This window comes from Pseudarthrobacter sp. SSS035 (assembly GCF_023273875.1).
Lineage (GTDB): Bacteria > Actinomycetota > Actinomycetes > Actinomycetales > Micrococcaceae > Arthrobacter.
This window is the reverse complement of record NZ_CP096882.1, coordinates 3,392,971-3,410,862: the sequence shown is the minus strand read 5'-3', so window position 1 is coordinate 3,410,862 and position 17,892 is coordinate 3,392,971. Positions and strand designations below refer to the sequence as shown.

The window sequence follows — 17,892 nt, the reverse complement described above, 5'->3', positions numbered from 1 at the left end:
CGGCCTCCATCGCCCGCACACCACCGAGCCGCCCATCACGGCTGGTCAGTACGCGAATAGTATGCCCGGGTAACTCCAGTGTCTACGCTAACTCGAGGTTACTTCTGCCCCAGTAGTCAGAACGGCCCCACTGTGTGCCGGAAGCAGCAACGCATCCGCGTCCAGCGAAGAGTCCTGGTCCGTCGAAAGCAGCACCGTGCCCCGCACACCGTCCAGCCGCACCGGCACTGCCGAGAAGTTCAGCAGCACCTCCATGGACCCGCGCCGGAAGCGCAACCAGCCGGCGTCGTCGTCGAACGTCACGTCCGTTTCCGCGAACCCCAGGCCGGCCAGTTCGGGGTAAGCGCGCCGCAGCGCGGTCAACGAGCGGTGGAGCGAGAGGAGGCGCGCGTGGTGACCGTCAGCAGCCTCCGCCCAGTTGAGTTTGGAGCGCCGGAACGTTTCGGGATCCTGCGGATCGGGGACGACGGCGGGATCCCACCCCATGCGCTCGAACTCGCGGATCCTGCCCTCCGCCGTCGCCTTGCCCAGCTCCGGCTCGGGGTGCGAAGTGAAAAACTGCCAGGGCGTGGAGGCACCGAATTCCTCGCCCATAAACAGCATGGGCGTAAACGGCGAGGTCAGCGTCAGCACCGCGGCCACAGCCAGCGGACCGTACGGCAGGGACTGGGACAGCCTGTCCCCGATGGCCCGGTTGCCGATCTGGTCGTGGTTCTGGCTGCACACCACCAGGGCAGCGGGGTGGACCAGCGAGCTGTTGATGGGCCGGCCGTGATGGCGTCCGCGGAAGCTGGAGTAGCTGCCGTCGTGCAGAAAACCGTCCTTGAGGACCTTGGCCAGGACGCCCAGCGACGCGAAGTCGCCGTAATACCCAGCGGTCTCGCCGCTGACGTTGACGTGCACCGCGTGGTGGAAGTCGTCGCTCCACTGCCCGGCGAGGCCGTAGCCGTTGGCGTCGCGGGGGTAGATCAGCCGCGGATTGTTGAGATCCGATTCGGCGATGAGGGTCTTGGGAAGCCCGGTCTCCGCCGAAATGACATCGCCCAGCGCGCCGAACTCTTCCAGGAGGTGCACGGCCCGCTCGTCGCGCAGCGCGTGGACGGCATCCAGGCGCAGGCCGTCCACGTGATAGTCGCGAAGCCACAGCGCGGCGTTGTCCAGGATGTATTCACGCACGACGTCGGACCCCGGGCCGTCGAGGTTGACCGAATCGCCCCACGTGTTGGCGTCGCCCTGCTTGAGGTACGGGCCGAATCTGGACAGGTAGTTGCCGCTGGGTCCCAGGTGGTTGTAAACCACGTCCTGGATGACGCCCAGCCCGGCAGCGTGGGCGGCGTCCACAAAACGCTGGTAGGCCGCAGGACCGCCGTAGCCTTCGTGGACCGCGAACCACTGGACGCCGTCGTAGCCCCAGTTGTGGGTGCCGTTGAACCCGTTGACCGGGAGCAGCTCCACAAAATCGATGCCGAGGTCCGCGAGGTAGCCTAGTTTGTCCGCGGCAGCATCGAGTGTTCCCGCGGGCGTGAAGGTTCCCACGTGGAGTTCGTAGATGACCGAGCCGCGCAGTTCCTTCCCCTGCCAGCCGGCGTCCTGCCAGGCGTAGGAGGCGGGATCGTAGGTGCGGGACAGCGCGTGGACGCCGTCCGGGAGGCGGCGGGACCGGGGGTCCGGCAGCGGGTGGGCGTCGCCGTCGAGCAGGTAGCCGTAATCCACATCTGCGTCAGCCGGCGCTTCCGGCGCGGACCACCAGCCATCTGCGCCGGGGACTCCCGCCCCCTGCTTCATGGGGTATTGGTGCCCGTTGGCGAGCAGCGAGACGGCCGAGGCGTCCGGGGCCCAGACATCGAACCGGCCGGAACCGTGGTGCGTCAGGCTCATGCGTTGTCTCCGATCACGGGCGCGAGAAGCGCCACAGGGTATTGCTGGAGGATGCCGGCCACCGGCACCGGGCCGGGGCCGTGCGTCCGTCCCGTGAGTTCGTCCCGCATGGCGGTGGAAAGTTCGACGGCGGTATCCCGCCACCCGCCGGCGCGTTCCAGTCCGACGGGAAGCCGCGTCGCCAGGGTCAACGCACCGGGCGCGCCGCCAGTTCTGCTGCTGTCCGCCCCGCGGTCGAAGGCCACCAGGTGGTCCGCCGCAGCGTGGGAAGCCAGAACGGGCCGGTAGCCCTCGAAGAGTTCGGGCCGATCCCGGCGGAGGCGCAGCGCCCGGGAGGTCAGCAGCAGTTTCGCGGCCTCGTCCCGGAAGTCCGCCGGACTTGTGCCGGCATCCAGTGCGGCAAGGGCGGTTTCGCGGCGCTTGAAGTCAACTGCCCGCCTATTGTCCGGGTCGGCCAGCGAGCGGTCCCGGAATTCGGTGCCCTGGTAGACGTCTGGCACTCCCGGCATGGTCAGCTGGAGCAGCTTCAGGGACAGCGAGTTGGAAGCGGCAAAGGCATCCGTCCTGGCGACGAAGTCCTCGATCGCCGTAGTGACCCGGGCGTCGTCGAACACTGCGTCCACCGCTGCCTTAACCCGTGCTTCGAACTTTTCGTCCGGATCCGTCCAGGTGGTGGAATTGGCTGCTTCCCGGGCAGCCTTCTCGGCATAGGCATGCAGCCGTTCCCGCGACGCCGGCCACGCACCGATGACCGCCTGCCACAGCATGTTCTCGAACGGGCCGTCGGGCACCGGGGCGAGCCCGCGAAGGGTGTCAAGGGTTGCGGCCCACTCGTCCGGCAGCTCAGCGATCACGGAGATCCGTGCCCGGGTGTCCTCGCTGCGTTTGGTGTCGTGGGTGGTCAACGTGGTCATGGACAGCGGCAGGGACGCCTGGCGCTCGGCCATTCGCCGGTGGAATTCGTCCGGGGCGAGCGAGAAGTGGGACGGGTCTGCTCCCACTTCGGTCAGTGTCCCCAGCCGGGTGTAGCGGTAGAAGGCCGTGTCCTCCACGCCCTTTGCCATCACCATGCCGGACGTCTGCTGGAAACGTCGGCCCAGTTCAGTCTCAGGCTTGAGCAGCAGTGGCAACAGCACGTCCAGCACCTCAGCCAAGTCAGGGCGCTGGCGGGCCGCTGCCGCGCAGGCCTCGCGCAGCACGTCCTCACCCGTGGGCAGGTACGTGCGGTACACGGGGAAGGCCGCGATGACCTGGGCCAGGGCATCGGCCGCGACGTCCTCGGACAGACTCGCGGAAGCGGGAACCAGCCGGGCCAGCCGCAGGATCTCGGACCGCAGCATGCCGTCTGCCACGGCACGCTTTGTCCCCAGGATCATGGCCGTATAGTCCGCAGGTTCGCCGGAGCGCAGCTGTGCATCCAACGCGTCCAGCGCAGCCTCGCCGGCCGGGTCCACCAGCAGGCGGTCCAGGTCGGCCAGGGCGTCGTAGCCGGTGGTGCCTTCGCAGGCGAATTCCGCCGGCAGCTCCTCCCCCGGCTCCAGGATCTTCTCCACCAGGACGTAGGCTCCGCCGCTGAGGTCCTTGAGCCAGCGAAGATACCCGGCCGGATCCGCCAGGCCGTCCGGGTGGTCCACACGCAGCCCGTCAACCAGGCCGTCGTCGAACCAGCGCTTCACCTCGGCATGGGCCTGGCCGAAGACCCAGGGGTCCTCCACCCGGATGCCCGCCAGGGTGTTGACCGCGAAGAACCGCCGGTAGTTCAGCTCGCTGTCCGCCCGGCGCCAGGAGACCAGTTCGTAGTGCTGCCGGTCGTGCACAGCTCGCGGAGAGTCGCCGTCGGCGTATGAACCTGCCGCCAGCGGAAAACGGTGGCCGTAATAGTGGAGTTCGCCATCTGCAACCGCCAGCACGTCAAGGTCGTCATCACTGCCCAGGACGGGGATCCGGATCCGGCCGGCACCAAAGTCCCAGTCGACGTCGAACGCTTCCGCGTAAGGTGAGCCGCGCCCTTCCTGCAGCAGCGACCACCACCACGGGTTCTGCGCCGGCGAGGCGACGCCCACATGGTTGGGGACGATGTCCACCAGCACGCCCATGCCGTGCTCCCGGGCGGCCCTCGAAAGGGAAAGCAGGCCTTCCGGGCCGCCCCGCTCCGGGTCCACCGACGACGGATCCGTCACGTCATAGCCGTGATCGGACCCGCGCTCCGCCGTCAGGATCGGAGACAAATAGACCCAATCAACACCCAATGACTTCAGGTACGGAACGGTGGCGGCGGCATCAAAGAGCGTGAAACTGCTGCGGATCTGGAGCCGGTAGGTGGATGCCGGAGCCTTCACTTTGCGGCGGCCTTCCGGGCCCCGACTTTCGTGGTCTTCCCGGGTTCGGCCACCATGGGTGAACTCAAGGACTCGGTCTCGCTGGTGGCGGTCTGCGACAGCGCGGCGAGCGACGCGGCCACGGAATGGTCCGGTTCAACATCGGGAACGGTGTGGGCACGGAGGACCACCAGCGACTTTGCGTCCACCGGCAGAGCGTCACCGGCCCTGACGGGTTCGGTGTCCGCATTGTGGCCGGCGGTGTCGATGATGATGTCCCAGGCCGGCGCGTACTCGTCGGCCGGCAGGGTGAACTTGACCATGTCATCGTGGGCGTTGAAGTACAGCAGGAAGTTCACGTCCGTGATCCGGCGGCCTCGGGCATCCTGGCCCCGGATGCCGTCGCCGTTGAGGAACACACCCACCGAGCGACCGAAGCCGCTGTCCCAGTCCTCCGGCTGCATGGTGCTAGCATCCACGTCGAGCCATACGATGTCCGGCAGGCGTTCGCCTTCGCCTCTGCGTACGGGACGGCCGTCGAAGAACCTGCTCCGGCGGAACGTGGGGTGCTTGGCGCGCAGCGCGTTGACGGCGGCGGTGAATTCGACGAGGGGCTGGTCGATGTTCTCCCAGTTGACCCAGGTCAGTTCCGAATCCTGGCAGTAGCCGTTGTTGTTGCCCTGCTGGGTGCGTCCCATTTCGTCACCGTGCAGCAGCATGGGCACACCCTGGGACAGGAGCAGCGAGGCGATGAAGTTCCGCTGCTGGCGGGCGCGCAGCCCGAGGACGGCGGGATCGTCGGTGGGACCTTCAGCCCCGCAGTTCCAGGACCGGTTGTGGGATTCGCCGTCGTTGTTGTCCTCACCGTTGGCGTCGTTGTGCTTCTCGTTGTAGGACACCAGGTCAGCAAGCGTGAAGCCGTCATGGGCGGTGACAAAGTTAATGGAGGCCACGGGCCGGCGGCCCGAGTGCTCGTACAGGTCGGCGGAGCCGGTGAGGCGGGACGCGAATTCGCCCAGTGTGGCCGGTTCGCCACGCCAGAAGTCCCGGACCGTGTCGCGGTACTGGCCGTTCCACTCCGTCCACTGCGGCGGGAAGTTGCCCACCTGGTAGCCGCCGGGACCCACGTCCCAGGGCTCGGCGATGAGCTTGACCTGGGACACCACCGGATCCTGCTGGATGAGCTCGAAGAAGGTGGAGAGCTTGTCCACGTCGTAGAACTCGCGCGCCAGGGTGGAGGCGAGGTCGAAGCGGAAGCCGTCCACGTGCATTTCGGTGACCCAGTACCGCAAGGAATCCATGAGCAGCTGCAGCGAGTGCGGCTGGCGGACATTGAGCGAGTTGCCCGTGCCCGTGTAGTCCATGTAGTGCTTCTCGTCGCCCTCCATCAACCGGTAGTAGGAGGCGTTGTCGATGCCCTTGAAGGACAGCGTGGGGCCCAGGTGGTTACCTTCGGCCGTGTGGTTGTACACCACGTCAAGGATCACTTCGATGCCTGCGCGGTGCAGCGTGCGGACCATGGCTTTGAAGTCCTGGACTTGCTGCCCGGTGTCGCCGGTGGAACTGTAGGTGTTCTGCGGCGCGAAGAAGCCGATGGTGTTGTAGCCCCAGTAGTTGCTCAGGCCCTTGTCCTGCAGGGTTCCCTCATTGACGAACTGGTGCACCGGCATCAGCTCGATCGCGGTGATGCCCAGTTTCTGGAGGTGCGCGATGACGGACGGGTGTGCCACGCCGGCGTAGGTGCCGCGCTGCTCCTCGGGGATCTCCGGGTGGAGCTGGGTCAGGCCCTTGACGTGGGCCTCGTAAATGACCGACTTGTGGTACGGAATGCGCAGGTTGTGGTCGCCGTCCCAGTCGAAGAACGGGTTGATCACCACGCCCATCATCATGTGTGGCGCCGAATCCTCATTATTGATGGAGTCGGGCTCGCCCAGGTTGTAGGAGAAGAGCGCCGGGTCCCAGTCCATCTGCCCGTGCACGGCCTTGGCGTAGGGGTCCAGGAGCAGTTTGTTGGGGTTGAAGCGGTTGCCGGAGTCCGGGTCGTAGGGCCCGTGGACGCGGTAGCCGTATTTCTGGCCCGGCTGGACCTGCGGGATGTAGCCGTGCCAGACGTAGCCGTCCACCTCGTCGAGCCTGAACCTGGTTTCCACGCCGTCGTCATCGAAGAGGCACAGCTCGATCTTTTCGGCGCGTTCGCTGAACAAAGCGAAGTTCGTGCCGGTCCCGTCAAAAGTGGCGCCAAGCGGATATGCCGTTCCGGGCCAGATTTCCATGCGTGCTCCTCATCGTTGTTCGACAGCGGGTGCGTGGACACAAAACCGCCCCTGCCGGTACAAAACCTATGCCTACGGTAGCGGGTGGGTGTGACTATTACGTTTCCGGCCCGCCTGCTTACTAAGCAGGCTGACTTTATACCAAACGTCTGGTACGGCGTCCGCAATCCGGCCGGCCGTCAGCGGTCCGCCGCCGGAGGCGGCCGCTCCCGCGAGGCCGTGGAGGCTGGCCCCGAGGGCGGCAATAGCTGCCCAGCGCTCGTCGGGATCGATGCCCGCATCACGGAAGCGTCCGACGTCGGACCCCAGTTGGGCGAGCAGCGCACCGATGATGCCGGCCAGGACGTCGCCGCTTCCGGCGGTGGCGAGCCACGCCGTGCCGTCCGCCTGGCTGTAGAAATCCTGGAAGGGCGACGCGACCAGGGTGGTGGCACCCTTCAGCAGCACAGTGGCCTCGGTGAGCACGGCGGCATGCCGGGCCGCGCCAAGGGTGGAGGATTCGACGGCGGTACGGTCCGGGGTGGGATCAAAGTCCGGGCTGTCCGGGGAAGACGCCAGCCGCTGGAGTAGCGATGCCAATTCGCCGGCGTGCGGTGTGAGCACCACCTGCGGCGCCAGGATCGAGGGCAGGGCGGGAAGCGCTCCGGCGTCGGCGATCACTGGCAGACCGGATTCCACGGCGTCACGGGCGCGCTGGAGCTGTTCGGTATCGCCGGGTCCCATGCCCGAACCCACCAGCCACGCCTGGACGTGCGTCTCCGCGACAGAGCCCGTGCTGCACACCACCTCCGGGCACGACTGCCGCACCAGGTCGGCCACCTCGGGCGGGCCCAGGTAGCGGACCATCCCCGCGCCGGCGGCCAACGCACCCCGGCAGGCCAGCACGGCGGCGCCCGGATAATCGGCGGATCCGGCCACGACGCCCAGGACGCCGCGGGAATACTTGTGCGAGCGCCTTCCGGGCTGCGGCAGGAGCCGGGCCAGGTCCACCGGTTCAAACCTGCGCAGCGCCGGCCAGGGCAGTTCGTCTTCGATGCCGATGGGCACCACGTGGATGTGGCCGGCGTGATCGGCGCCCGGGTCCGCCAGCAACCCCACCTTGGCGGCGGCGAAGGTGACGGTCAGGTCCGCGGACAGGACCGGCACATGGGCTTCCCCGGTGTCGGCGTCGACGCCGCTGGGAATATCGCAGGCCACCACAATCCCCGCATCCGCAGACGACAGCCGCAAATCCGAAAGGCCGCGCACCAGGCCGGCGGCCGCGCCTCTAAGGCCGCCGCGGGCGCCCGTCCCCAGGATCGCGTCAATTACGACGTCGACACCCGCCACGTGTGCGGCCAATTGGCTGGCGTTGGATTCGGTGAGGAGGTGTACGCGCCCCCCGGCGCGCTCAAAGGCAGCCAGCGCCTCGGCGTGGGCCGTTCCGGCGGTGAGTACCGCCGTCGTACGCATTCCCCTGGCCGCCAGGAGTGACGCGGCGAAGAGGCCGTCTCCCCCGTTGTTGCCTTTGCCCGCCAGGACGGCCACGCTGGCGCCGTAATGCCGCTGGCCGCGTGACTTCAGCTCGTGGACCACCGCGTTGGCGAGCCCGTAGGAGGCCCGCCCCATCAGAACATCGCCCATCCCGGCAGCCAGGAACGGCTGTTCTGCTGCCCTGATCTGGGTTCCGGTATAGGCACTGATCATGGTGTCAGGTCCGTCGTTGGGCTGAGCAGTAAGTGGTTCAGCCTTCGGCCAGTACCGTGGAGGTGGCAATGCCGCCGTCGTGGCTCATGGAGACGTGCCAGCGTTTGACGCCCTTGGACTCGGCCACCGCCAGCACAGTTCCTTTGACCTGGATGGTGGGTCCGTGCTGGTCCAGGCCGATCCAGCAGTCTTGCCAGTTCATGCCGGCCGGCGCGCCGAGGACCTTGGCCACGGCCTCCTTGGCGGCGAACCTCGCGGCCAAGGAGCGGGTGTTCAACTCACGTTCCGCGGGCACGAACAGCCGGTCCCGGAGCCCCGGAGTGCGCTCAAGCTGGCGGCCGAACCGCTCGATGTCTACAACGTCTACGCCAATGCCAACAATCATGGCGCTATTCTACGGGGACACTCCGCGCCTGCCGCGCACAGCGCGCTGCGCGGCAGACAACAAAAGCCCCGAGCCTAAGGCTCGGGGCTTCCATTTCGCTGGGTACTGACCGGCTCTTGGCCGGCCGGCCTGCGGTTACTCTACGGTGACGCTCTTGGCGAGGTTGCGGGGCTGGTCCACGTCGTAGCCCTTGGCCGAGGCGAGGGCCAGGGCGAAGATCTGCAGCGGGACCGTGCTGAGCAGCGGGGCCAGCAGCACGGGGGTCTCCGGGATGTAGAAGACGTGCTCGGCGTAGGCCTTGACTGCCTCGTCGCCTTCTTCGGCGATCACAATGGTCTTGGCGCCGCGCGCCCGGACTTCCTGGATGTTGGAGACAACCTTGGCGTGCAGCGAGTCGCGTCCGCGCGGGGACGGGACCACCACAAACACCGGCTGGCCCTCCTCGATCAGCGCGATGGGGCCGTGCTTCAGCTCACCGGCGGCGAAGCCCTCGGCGTGGATGTACGCGAGTTCCTTGAGCTTCAGCGCACCTTCCATGGCCACCGGGAAGCCGACGTGGCGGCCCAGGAACAGCACGGACTTCGCGTCGGCCATGGACTCGCCGAGTTCCTTGATCTGCGCCTCGTTGTCCAGGATCCGCTGGATCTTGGCCGGGATCTTGTTCAGGTCCGCCAGGATGTCCTTGATCTCGCCCTGGAACTTGTTCCCGCGCAGCTGCGCCAGGTACAGGCCCAGCAGATACGCCGCCGTGATCTGCGCCAGGAACGCCTTGGTGGAAGCCACGGCGATTTCCGGGCCGGCGTGTGTGTAGAGCACGGCGTCGGATTCACGCGGGATGGTGGAGCCGTTGGTGTTGCAGATCGAGACCGTCTTGGCGCCCTGTTCCTTGGCGTAACGGACAGCCATCAGCGTGTCCATCGTCTCCCCGGACTGGGAGATCGAAACGATCAGGGTGTTCTCGTCCACGATCGGGTCCCGGTACCGGAACTCGTGGGAGAGCTCCACCTCGGTGGCAATCCGGCACCAGTGCTCGATGGCGTACTTGGCCACCTGCCCGGCATACGCCGACGTCCCGCAGGCCAGCACAATGATCTTGTCGACGTTCTTCAGCAGCTGCGGGTCAATACGGAGCTCATCCAGGGTCAGCCTGCCGTTGACGTCCGAGCGGCCCAGCAGGGTCTGCAGCACCGCGTCGGGCTGGTCATGGATTTCCTTCTCCATGAAGGACGGGAAACCGCCCTTTTCCGCCGATTCCGGATCCCAGTCAACGTGGTATTCCTTGCCCTCGGCCGGGGCGCCATAGAAATCGGTGATCTCCACCGTGTCAGCGGTGATGGTGACAATCTGGTCCTGGCCCAGCTCCACCGCACGGCGGGTGTAATCGATGAAGCCGGACACGTCCGAGCCCAGGAAGTTCTCGCCATCGCCCAGGCCCACCACCAGGGGTGAGTTGCGGCGGGCGGCAACCACGACGTCGGGCTGGTCCGCGTGGACCGCCAGCAGCGTGAACGCACCCTCAAGGCGCTGGCAGGCGTACTGCATCGCCAGCGTCAGGCCGCCGTCGGACGCCACACCACCGAGCTTGTTGCGGAAGATATCGCCCAGCAGCACGGCCGCGACCTCGGTGTCCGTCTCGGACTCGAACGCGTAGCCCTTGGCCACCAGCTCCAGCTTCAGCTCGGCGAAGTTCTCGATGATGCCGTTGTGGATCAGGGCCAGCTTGCCGCCGTCGGACAGGTGCGGGTGCGCGTTCTGGTCCGTGGGGCCGCCGTGCGTGGCCCAGCGGGTGTGGCCGATGCCGGTGAACGTCTCCGGCAGCGGGTGGGCCTCCAGCTCGGCGAGGAGGTTGCTCAGCTTGCCGGACTTCTTCCGGGACTCGATGGACCCCTCGGAGACCACCGCGACACCTGCAGAGTCGTAACCCCGGTACTCCAGACGGCGCAATCCCTCAAGGACTACATCCAACGCACTGTGACCGGCATTCACACGGCCAGCAGAATGGCCCACATATCCAACGATTCCACACATGGGCTCCAGCTTATCGGCAGCCGGGTTGAGATCTAAACTTAGGGTGCTCCATTTCGCTCTCAGCCGCGCGAGGGGCAGAATCTCTAAAGTGACTTTGCAACGCAATGAAGCGAACGGTGAGGGTGTCTCCCCGTTCGTTGAGCTGGACCGCCAGACCTGGTCCCGGCTCGCCGCCCAGATGGAGCAGCCCCTTAACGAAGAGGACATTGTCCGTCTGCGTGGCCTCGGCGATCCCCTGGACATGAAGGAGATCCGCGAGGTCTACCTGCCCCTGTCGCGGCTCCTGCACCTTTATGTGGAGGCCGCGGGCCAGCTTCATTCGGCCACCACCACCTTCCTGGGTGAGCAGACCCAGCGCACCCCGTTTGTCATTGGCGTGGCCGGCTCGGTGGCCGTGGGCAAGTCCACAATCGCCCGCGTGCTCCGGGAGATGCTGCGGCGCTGGCCCGGCACCCCCAATGTTGAGCTGATCACCACCGACGGCTTCCTCTATCCCCTGGCTGAGCTCAAGCGCCGCCAACTGCTGGAACGCAAAGGTTTCCCCGAGTCCTACGACCGCCGCGCGCTGCTGCGCTTTGTGAGCGAGATCAAGGGCGGCGCGGAGGAAGTCCGGGCGCCCTGGTACTCCCACGTCACGTACGACATCGTTCCGGACAAGGAAGTGGTGGTCCGCCGCCCGGACGTGCTGATCGTGGAGGGCCTGAACGTGCTGGCCCCCGCCCGCCCGCGCCATGACGGCAAGCAGGGCCTGGCCCTGAGCGACTTCTTCGATTTCTCCATCTATGTGGACGCCAAGACCTCCTACATCGAGGAGTGGTACGTGGAGCGGTTCCGCAAGCTCCAGAGCACCGCGTTCGCGCAGCCGGAGTCCTACTTCCACCGCTATGCGACGCTTTCCGACGAGGAAGCCGAGCGCACCGCCCGGGACATCTGGAAGCGCATCAATGAGCCCAACCTGGAGGAAAACGTCCTCCCCACCCGTGGCCGCGCCCAGCTGGTTCTGTCCAAGGACGCGGACCACTCCATCCGCCGCATGCTCCTGCGGAAGGTTTAACACACGTGTGCCATGACTGCGTGGCAGGCGGCCCCTCGGGGGCCAGCCGCCGCTCCTTCACCCGCTTCCTCGCCGCCGGAGCCGGGCTGACGGTCCTGGCAGCGTGCACGCCGGAGGCACCCGCCGCGGTGACGCCGTCGTCCTCCTCCCCTGCACCTGGGGTGACTTCCGCATCCCCCACGGCCGTCGCGGTCCCTTCAGTGGAAAGCACGACGGCGGCAGCTGAGCCGCCGCCGCAGGCTCCCGTACCGCCGTCGGCAGCGCTGCCCCGTCAGTTCTCGCTGACGGATCCGGGCAGCCCGTGGCTGGTGGTCAACAAACACCGTCCGCTGGCGCCGGCGGACTACGTTCCGGCGGATCTGGTCCAGCCCAACGTCACGCTGGCCGTTTCGGGCGAGGCGGCCCTGCTGAACAGCACGACGGCGGCGGCCGCGGACGCGATGTTCGCCGCGGCCGCGCAGGACGGAGTCGTCATGACGCTCGCCAGCGGTTACCGCTCCTACGGCACGCAGGTGACCACGTACAACGGCTATGTGGCAGCGCGCGGACAGGCCGATGCCGACACCGCAAGCGCCCGCCCCGGATACTCGGAACACCAGACCGGCTGGTCCTTCGACATCGGCGACAGCGGCGGGGCGTGCGCGTTCCAGCCGTGCTTCGCCGATCAGCCGGCGGCGGTATGGGCGAAGGCGAACGGCCACCGCTTCGGTTTTGTGGTGCGGTATCCGTGGATGTTCCACCCGATCACCGGCTACTACTACGAGCCGTGGCACCTGCGGTACATCGGCGTGGAAGCCGCCACCGATATGGCGACCCGGGGCATCAGCACCGTGGAGGAGTACTTCGGTGTGGACGCGGCGCCGGGATATCCCTAAACGTAAGCTACGCATACTTAGTTCCCGACACGCCCGCAGGAATTTACAGATCCGTCATGTGCGGCTCAGGTTGGTGAGCTAGCTTGGTTTGTATGTTGACAGGATTCAAGAATTTCATCATGAAGGGCAATGTCGTAGACCTTGCCGTCGCCGTCGTGATGGGTGCCGCTTTTGGCGCCGTCGTGACCTCAATCGTCGAAGGCCTGCTCACACCGCTGATCGGCCGCCTGTTCAGTGCCAAGGGCATTGCAGAAATGCAGTGGGAGGGATTCATGTATGGATCCGTTATTTCCTCAATCATTTCGTTCGTATTGGTGGCCGCTGCCATCTACTTCGTGGTTATCATGCCGATGAACCACATGATCGAACTCCGCAACCGCAAACTGGGCATCAACCCCGAAGTCAAGGAAGAGGCTGCAGAGGATCCGCAGATCGCCCTGCTGACCGAAATCCGGGACTCGCTGCAGCAGCGCACCCCGTAACCTCACCGCAGACACGTGTGGCCCGCTTCCTGACGGAGGCGGGCCACATTTGGTTGTGTTGTGGATCAGTCGGTGACCAGCTCGAGCGCGAGCTCGGTGCGGACAACCTGGGCCAGGCGTTCAGCGATGGAGTGGGCTGTTGCCTCATCCCCTGCTTCCACCATGACCCGCACTACGGGTTCGGTGCCTGAGGGGCGGAGCAGGACACGTCCGTTATCGCCCAGCTCGGCTTCGGCCAGGACCACGGCCTGCGCCAGCGCGTCGGAACTACCCACGCGCGTGCGGTCAACGCCCTTGACGTTGATGAGTACCTGCGGGAGCTTGGTCATCACAGTGGCGAGCTGTTTGAGCGGCCGGCCCGTCAGGGCGACCTGCGCGGCAATCTGGAGCCCGGTGAGGACGCCGTCGCCTGTGGTGGCGTAGTCAGCGAAGATCACGTGGCCGGACTGCTCGCCGCCGAGGTTGTATCCGCCGTCGCGCATCTCCTCAAGGACGTAGCGGTCCCCGACACCTGTTTCGCGGATCGTGATGCCTGCTTGGCGCAGTGCGATCTTGAGGCCGAGGTTGCTCATCACGGTGGCCACCAGGACGTCGTCGATGAGCTTGCCTGAGGCTTTGAGGGCGACGGCCAGGATCGCCATGATCTGGTCGCCGTCCACTTCGGTGCCTTCGTGGTCCACAGCGAGGCACCGGTCGGCGTCGCCGTCGTGGGCGATGCCGAGGTCGGCCCCGTGCTTCAGCACCGCGGCTTTGAGCGGACCGAGATGGGTGGAGCCCACTCCGTCGTTGATGTTGTGGCCGTCCGGCTCGGCGCCGATCACGATTACGTCGGCGCCGGCGTCTTTGAAGACCTGGGGTGAACAGCCGCTGGCGGCGCCGTGGGCGCAGTCCAGGACTACCTTCAGCCCGTCCAGGCGGTGCGGGAGGGTGCCCAGGAGGTGCACGATGTAGCGGTCCTCGGCATCGGAGAAGCGCTGGATCCTGCCAACATCGCTGCCGACGGGCCGCTGCGGCTCCTTACCCATCTGCTCCTCGATGGCGTTCTCCACGTCATCAGGAAGCTTCTGGCCGCCGCGCGCGAAGAACTTGATGCCGTTATCAGGGGCCGGATTATGCGAGGCCGAAATCATGACGCCGAAATCGGCGTCGAGGTCTGCCACGAGGTAGGCCGCGGCCGGCGTCGGGAGAACACCGGCGTCGTAGACATCGATACCGGAACTGGACAGCCCTGCCTCTACGGCGGCAGCGATGAATTCCCCGCTGGCGCGGGGGTCACGCGCCACCACGGCGCGGGGCCGGGTGCCGCTGGTATTGCGGTCATGACCAAGCACGACGGCGGCCGCCTGGGCCAGGTTCATCGCCAGCTCGGCAGTCAACAGGCCGTTAGCCAGGCCCCGGACACCATCTGTTCCAAATAATCTAGACATCGTGGACAAGTCTAGAGGATGGATGCTTGGCGGCCGGCGTTGGTTCTATCGTCACGCTTGGCAGCGAGGCCACTACTATGCGGTCGTGCGCTTCACTTCTAAGTGTCACAGCCAACAAATCTATACAGGACAGCCACGCCTTGCTGGTCAATCTTGACGAACGCTGGTGAACTATCTGCTCCGTCCAAGCCTGGGAAGTCATTGACTTCCTTGCGTTCCGGATCAATGTAGCGGCCGCCGAAATCGAGGAGGAATCGAACGTTCTCACGCTTTGCTGCCGCGCAAACCTCGGATTCGGGACGGGCCTGGTTCAATTTCTCCGATGTCAGCAGCCGGTCTTCGTTGGATCCCGTAGACGCATGCGCGAACAGAACACGGCGATCCGCAATTGCATAGGCCGTGGAACTCCCATTCCACGGGTTATTGGCCATAACAGCGTCCGCCGGCACATGGTCTCTCAGCCGCTTCAACAATTCGAGTTCATCTGGGCTCAACAGCGGCGAGGCATCAGTCAGAGCGTACGTATTCTCTCGACCGGGCGTCGTTTGCGAATTTGTGGGCCAGATGATGATGGATGCGGCCAAAGCTGCGACGCCAGCTGAAACTATCCACTGAATCCGGCGCTGGGAGATATTTTCGAGTATCCAGGCACCTGCCGCGCCGGCAAGAACTGCCCAGAACATGGGCAGGAGCGCAGCTAGGCGAGGCGGATCACCATACCACGCGCCGATTACGATTTGCCTGACAATTGGATCTGGAACCGCTGCGGACACGACGTAGAGCACAACCGCACCGGCGTAGGACGCCAGAAACCACCATTCAGTACGTCTCCGGACCAGCACCACCGTTCCGAGCAGCGTCAATGCGGCGAGCCCCCATTGGACGGTGCCATGCGTTGGTGCGTTTAACAGGACGCTCCCGGCGGCGGCCGGCAGTGAGTCGAATGGGTCCCAGGTGGTGGTCCAAGGACGCACCACAGCCCAGACGACTAGACCGGAACTGAATGCGCTGATCCAGAGTGCTGTCCACTTCAAGTAACCGAAGAGATCCGACTGCCGTTGCTTGAGGGTTCGGAAGGACCGCCCCGCAGCCATGGCCGCAAAAATCGAAGACAGGCCAACAAGAGCCACTAGACCTGACATATGCGTGAGTACAAGGCCTGGTATCCCTGCGCCCAGCGTCGTTGCGGCCAATGGCCAGGGCATGGGGCTAATCTTTCCAAACCTCAATGCTGACGCCAGAACTGCGACGAGCGGCGGCAACAAGGTCACCGCCAGCATGTAGGGAAAGAGCGGACCGAAATCGCTCTTCTGGCTCTGCATGACAGTGAACGGGAAGGCGAAGAATCCGGCGCTAGCAACGGCCGCACAGAGCAGCCCAACAATCTTCGGCCCGACCACCAAGTGGACCAACAGTAGTACGCCAAGCGGCCAGGCAACGGCCACGATCGCAAGATTAAGGGCATTGGCGGCCTCAATTATGGGCAAGCCCGTCGCCTCAGTAGTCAATGCCGCCAGCGCGTGCCAGATCTGCGGATACAGTCCGGACGATTCACCCATCAAAGAACGCACGGCGAACGGCGACCCGTCTCCGTCATTGACGATCTCTCGTACCAGATTGAGGTGAAACGGCGTATCAATCCCCTGGTTGATGTTGCCCGGATGCTCGACGATTTGGACGTAGCGCCAGGACAGTAGGGACACCGCCGCCAGAACAGCGAGCCAGTACCCTGTGCCTGGCTTGTGCTCGACCGCGGACCATGAAAAATTGGCCGGCCAGCGCTTCCTAGCGAAGCGGACCGCCACCAGAACAACCCCGCCAACCATCACTGTGACAACAGCGAAGCTCACCACGTTCCAATGTATCCGCAACCACCAGAAGGTGAGCGTGGAAACTGCCACAAGTGACGTCGTCATCAGGGGTGCAAGTGAAATCACCCAAACGTGCCGAAGTCCTAGCGTCCAGCCCAAGAGGAGCCCGGGAATCATGAGTATGGCAATTGCCCCAAAGAGACCCGGCAGGGCCGCAAACCATTCCATCAAGGATTACCCAAGTATTTCATCAATAATTCCCCAAGTTTCCACTCACCGCTAGCAAGTCACCCACGCGTGCCTATAGCATACACAGCATGAAACCTTGCCATGGGGGCCTGGCGCTTGAAATTGTTGTACCGGTTTTCAACGAGGAAACTGTACTCGAAAAGAGCATCACTACGCTCGCGAACTATCTGACACTTGAAATGCCATCGTCATGGCAAATCACAATTGCTGACAACGCCAGCACGGACAATACGCCGAGTATTGCCACTCGCTTGGCCGAAGAATTGCCTAACGTCACTTACCGGCGTTTGAACGCAAAGGGACGCGGCCATGCGCTTCGCGACGCTTGGAGCGCATCCAACGCCGAGGTCCTAGCGTATTTGGATGTTGACCTCTCAACAGATCTTGCGGCCCTCCCCCCCCTGGTCGCGCCTCTGCTATCCGGCCATTCCGATATCTCCATCGGGACAAGACTCGGTCAAAACTCCCGCGTCAGCCGCGGTCCGAAGCGCGAGTTCATCTCCCGCTCGTACAACTTTCTACTGAAACGCACAATGCAGGTGCGGTTCTCCGACGCGCAGTGTGGATTCAAGGCCATCCGCGCAGATGTTGCCAGAAGATTACTTCCTCACGTGGAGGACAACGGCTGGTTCTTTGATACTGAACTCCTGATTATCGCGGAACGATCGGGCCTTCGGATTCATGAGATCCCAGTGGACTGGGTAGATGACCCCGACAGCCGAGTGGACATCCGGCAGACTGCGATCGATGATGTCCGCGGACTCGTACGCGTCGCGGGATCGTTGGTAAGGGGCTCGATTCCCGTTCAAGCAATCTACGCCGAGCTCGGGAGACGTCCTATTGTCCCGCAGTCACGGCCCAGCTTCTTTGGCCAGGTTGTTCGCTTCGGCATGGTTGGAGCCATATCCACTATGGCGTTTGCCCTTCTGTTCATGCTGTTACAAGGGCCTTTCGGAGCGCAGGAGGCCAACTTCTTGGCTCTCCTTCTCACAGCTGTTGGCAACACAGCAGCCAACCGCCGCTTCACGTTCGGCATTAACGGGCCAGAAAAACTGTTCACGCAGCAGTTCCAGGGTCTGGTTGTGTTCGCGCTAGCTTGGTCAATCACGTCGTCGTCGCTAATGGCCCTCCATGTCATCTCGCCGGATGCTTCAGCGACCATGGAGCTCGTGACCCTCACTGGCGCCAACGTACTCGCGACGCTCATGCGCTTCGTACTGCTTCGTATCTGGGTATTCCGTGTTCGTAGCTCGGAGGGCACCTCCAAAGTTGCTGCTGCTGGCGTCCAACCGGCCCCAGTCGCTTGAATGCTTCTACCGAGGGTCCGGTTGGATCCCCCAGTCAAGTGTCCGGGGAGCTAATCTCTGCGTCGAACTCTGCCCTTGAACGTCCTCGATTTCCTGCGCAATGGACAAAGCTGTCATGG

The 17,892-nt window shown here is 64.8% G+C and carries 12 protein-coding genes; 4 read left to right on the top strand and 8 right to left on the bottom strand.

The window, feature by feature from the left end; translation table 11 throughout:
* Positions 1–87: 87 nt before the first annotated feature.
* From treZ to glmS, 6 genes are all read right to left on the bottom strand, one after another.
* Entirely contained in the window at positions 88–1,878 is a 1,791-nt protein-coding gene (gene treZ, locus MUN23_RS15810) for a malto-oligosyltrehalose trehalohydrolase (protein ID WP_248759632.1), read from the bottom strand.
* On the bottom strand, positions 1,875–4,217 hold the full coding sequence (gene treY / locus MUN23_RS15805; protein ID WP_248759630.1) for a malto-oligosyltrehalose synthase: 2,343 nt from the start codon (positions 4,215–4,217) through the stop codon (positions 1,875–1,877). The genes treZ and treY overlap by 4 nt, the downstream gene beginning before the upstream one ends.
* On the bottom strand, positions 4,214–6,469 hold the full coding sequence (gene glgX, locus MUN23_RS15800; protein ID WP_248759628.1) for a glycogen debranching protein GlgX: 2,256 nt from the start codon (positions 6,467–6,469) through the stop codon (positions 4,214–4,216). Before glgX ends, treY begins: the two co-directional genes overlap by 4 nt.
* Positions 6,470–6,541: 72 nt before the next feature.
* Positions 6,542–8,155: an NAD(P)H-hydrate epimerase gene (locus MUN23_RS15795; protein WP_248759626.1), complete on the bottom strand. Its 1,614-nt coding sequence runs from the start codon at positions 8,153–8,155 to the stop codon at positions 6,542–6,544.
* A gap of 37 nt (positions 8,156–8,192) precedes the next feature.
* Positions 8,193–8,540: a holo-ACP synthase gene (locus MUN23_RS15790; protein ID WP_248759624.1), complete on the bottom strand. Its 348-nt coding sequence runs from the start codon at positions 8,538–8,540 to the stop codon at positions 8,193–8,195.
* Between the two features lie 135 nt (positions 8,541–8,675).
* Positions 8,676–10,568, bottom strand: a complete 1,893-nt coding sequence (gene glmS, locus MUN23_RS15785; protein WP_248759622.1) for a glutamine--fructose-6-phosphate transaminase (isomerizing) — start codon at positions 10,566–10,568, stop codon at positions 8,676–8,678.
* 88 nt (positions 10,569–10,656) lie between these two features.
* Between glmS and coaA the strand changes: the two genes are divergently transcribed.
* From coaA to mscL, 3 genes are all read left to right on the top strand, one after another.
* Positions 10,657–11,622: a type I pantothenate kinase gene (coaA, locus tag MUN23_RS15780; RefSeq protein ID WP_248759620.1), complete on the top strand. Its 966-nt coding sequence runs from the start codon at positions 10,657–10,659 to the stop codon at positions 11,620–11,622.
* A 5-nt stretch (positions 11,623–11,627) separates the two neighbouring features.
* On the top strand, positions 11,628–12,497 hold the full coding sequence (locus tag MUN23_RS15775) for a D-alanyl-D-alanine carboxypeptidase family protein (protein ID WP_248759618.1): 870 nt from the start codon (positions 11,628–11,630) through the stop codon (positions 12,495–12,497).
* Between the two features lie 92 nt (positions 12,498–12,589).
* Complete coding sequence (mscL, locus tag MUN23_RS15770; protein WP_248759616.1) at positions 12,590–12,979, top strand: large conductance mechanosensitive channel protein MscL; 390 nt, start codon at positions 12,590–12,592, stop codon at positions 12,977–12,979.
* 65 nt (positions 12,980–13,044) lie between these two features.
* Here mscL and glmM read toward each other — a convergent pair whose 3' ends face one another.
* Complete coding sequence (gene glmM, locus MUN23_RS15765) at positions 13,045–14,406, bottom strand: phosphoglucosamine mutase (protein WP_248759613.1); 1,362 nt, start codon at positions 14,404–14,406, stop codon at positions 13,045–13,047.
* 98 nt (positions 14,407–14,504) lie between these two features.
* Positions 14,505–16,445: a DUF6541 family protein gene (locus MUN23_RS15760; protein ID WP_248759611.1), complete on the bottom strand. Its 1,941-nt coding sequence runs from the start codon at positions 16,443–16,445 to the stop codon at positions 14,505–14,507.
* Positions 16,446–16,534: 89 nt separating this feature from the next.
* Between MUN23_RS15760 and MUN23_RS15755 the strand changes: the two genes are divergently transcribed.
* Positions 16,535–17,773, top strand: a complete 1,239-nt coding sequence (locus tag MUN23_RS15755) for a bifunctional glycosyltransferase family 2/GtrA family protein (RefSeq protein ID WP_248759609.1) — start codon at positions 16,535–16,537, stop codon at positions 17,771–17,773.
* Positions 17,774–17,892 lie beyond the last annotated feature (119 nt).

Excerpts from the sequence above, each read along its gene's own strand:
- MUN23_RS15755 (WP_248759609.1), top strand. The coding sequence starts at position 16,535 with ATGAAACCTTGCCATGGGGGCCTGGCGCTTGAAATTGTTGTACCGGTT.
- MUN23_RS15790 (WP_248759624.1), bottom strand. The coding sequence starts at position 8,540 with ATGATTGTTGGCATTGGCGTAGACGTTGTAGACATCGAGCGGTTCGGC.
- glmS (WP_248759622.1), bottom strand. The coding sequence starts at position 10,568 with ATGTGTGGAATCGTTGGATATGTGGGCCATTCTGCTGGCCGTGTGAAT.
- MUN23_RS15795 (WP_248759626.1), bottom strand. The coding sequence starts at position 8,155 with ATGATCAGTGCCTATACCGGAACCCAGATCAGGGCAGCAGAACAGCCG.
- glmM (WP_248759613.1), bottom strand. The coding sequence starts at position 14,406 with ATGTCTAGATTATTTGGAACAGATGGTGTCCGGGGCCTGGCTAACGGC.
- MUN23_RS15760 (WP_248759611.1), bottom strand. The coding sequence starts at position 16,445 with ATGGAATGGTTTGCGGCCCTGCCGGGTCTCTTTGGGGCAATTGCCATA.
- treZ (WP_248759632.1), bottom strand. The coding sequence starts at position 1,878 with ATGAGCCTGACGCACCACGGTTCCGGCCGGTTCGATGTCTGGGCCCCG.
- glgX (WP_248759628.1), bottom strand. The coding sequence starts at position 6,469 with ATGGAAATCTGGCCCGGAACGGCATATCCGCTTGGCGCCACTTTTGAC.
- mscL (WP_248759616.1), top strand. The coding sequence starts at position 12,590 with ATGTTGACAGGATTCAAGAATTTCATCATGAAGGGCAATGTCGTAGAC.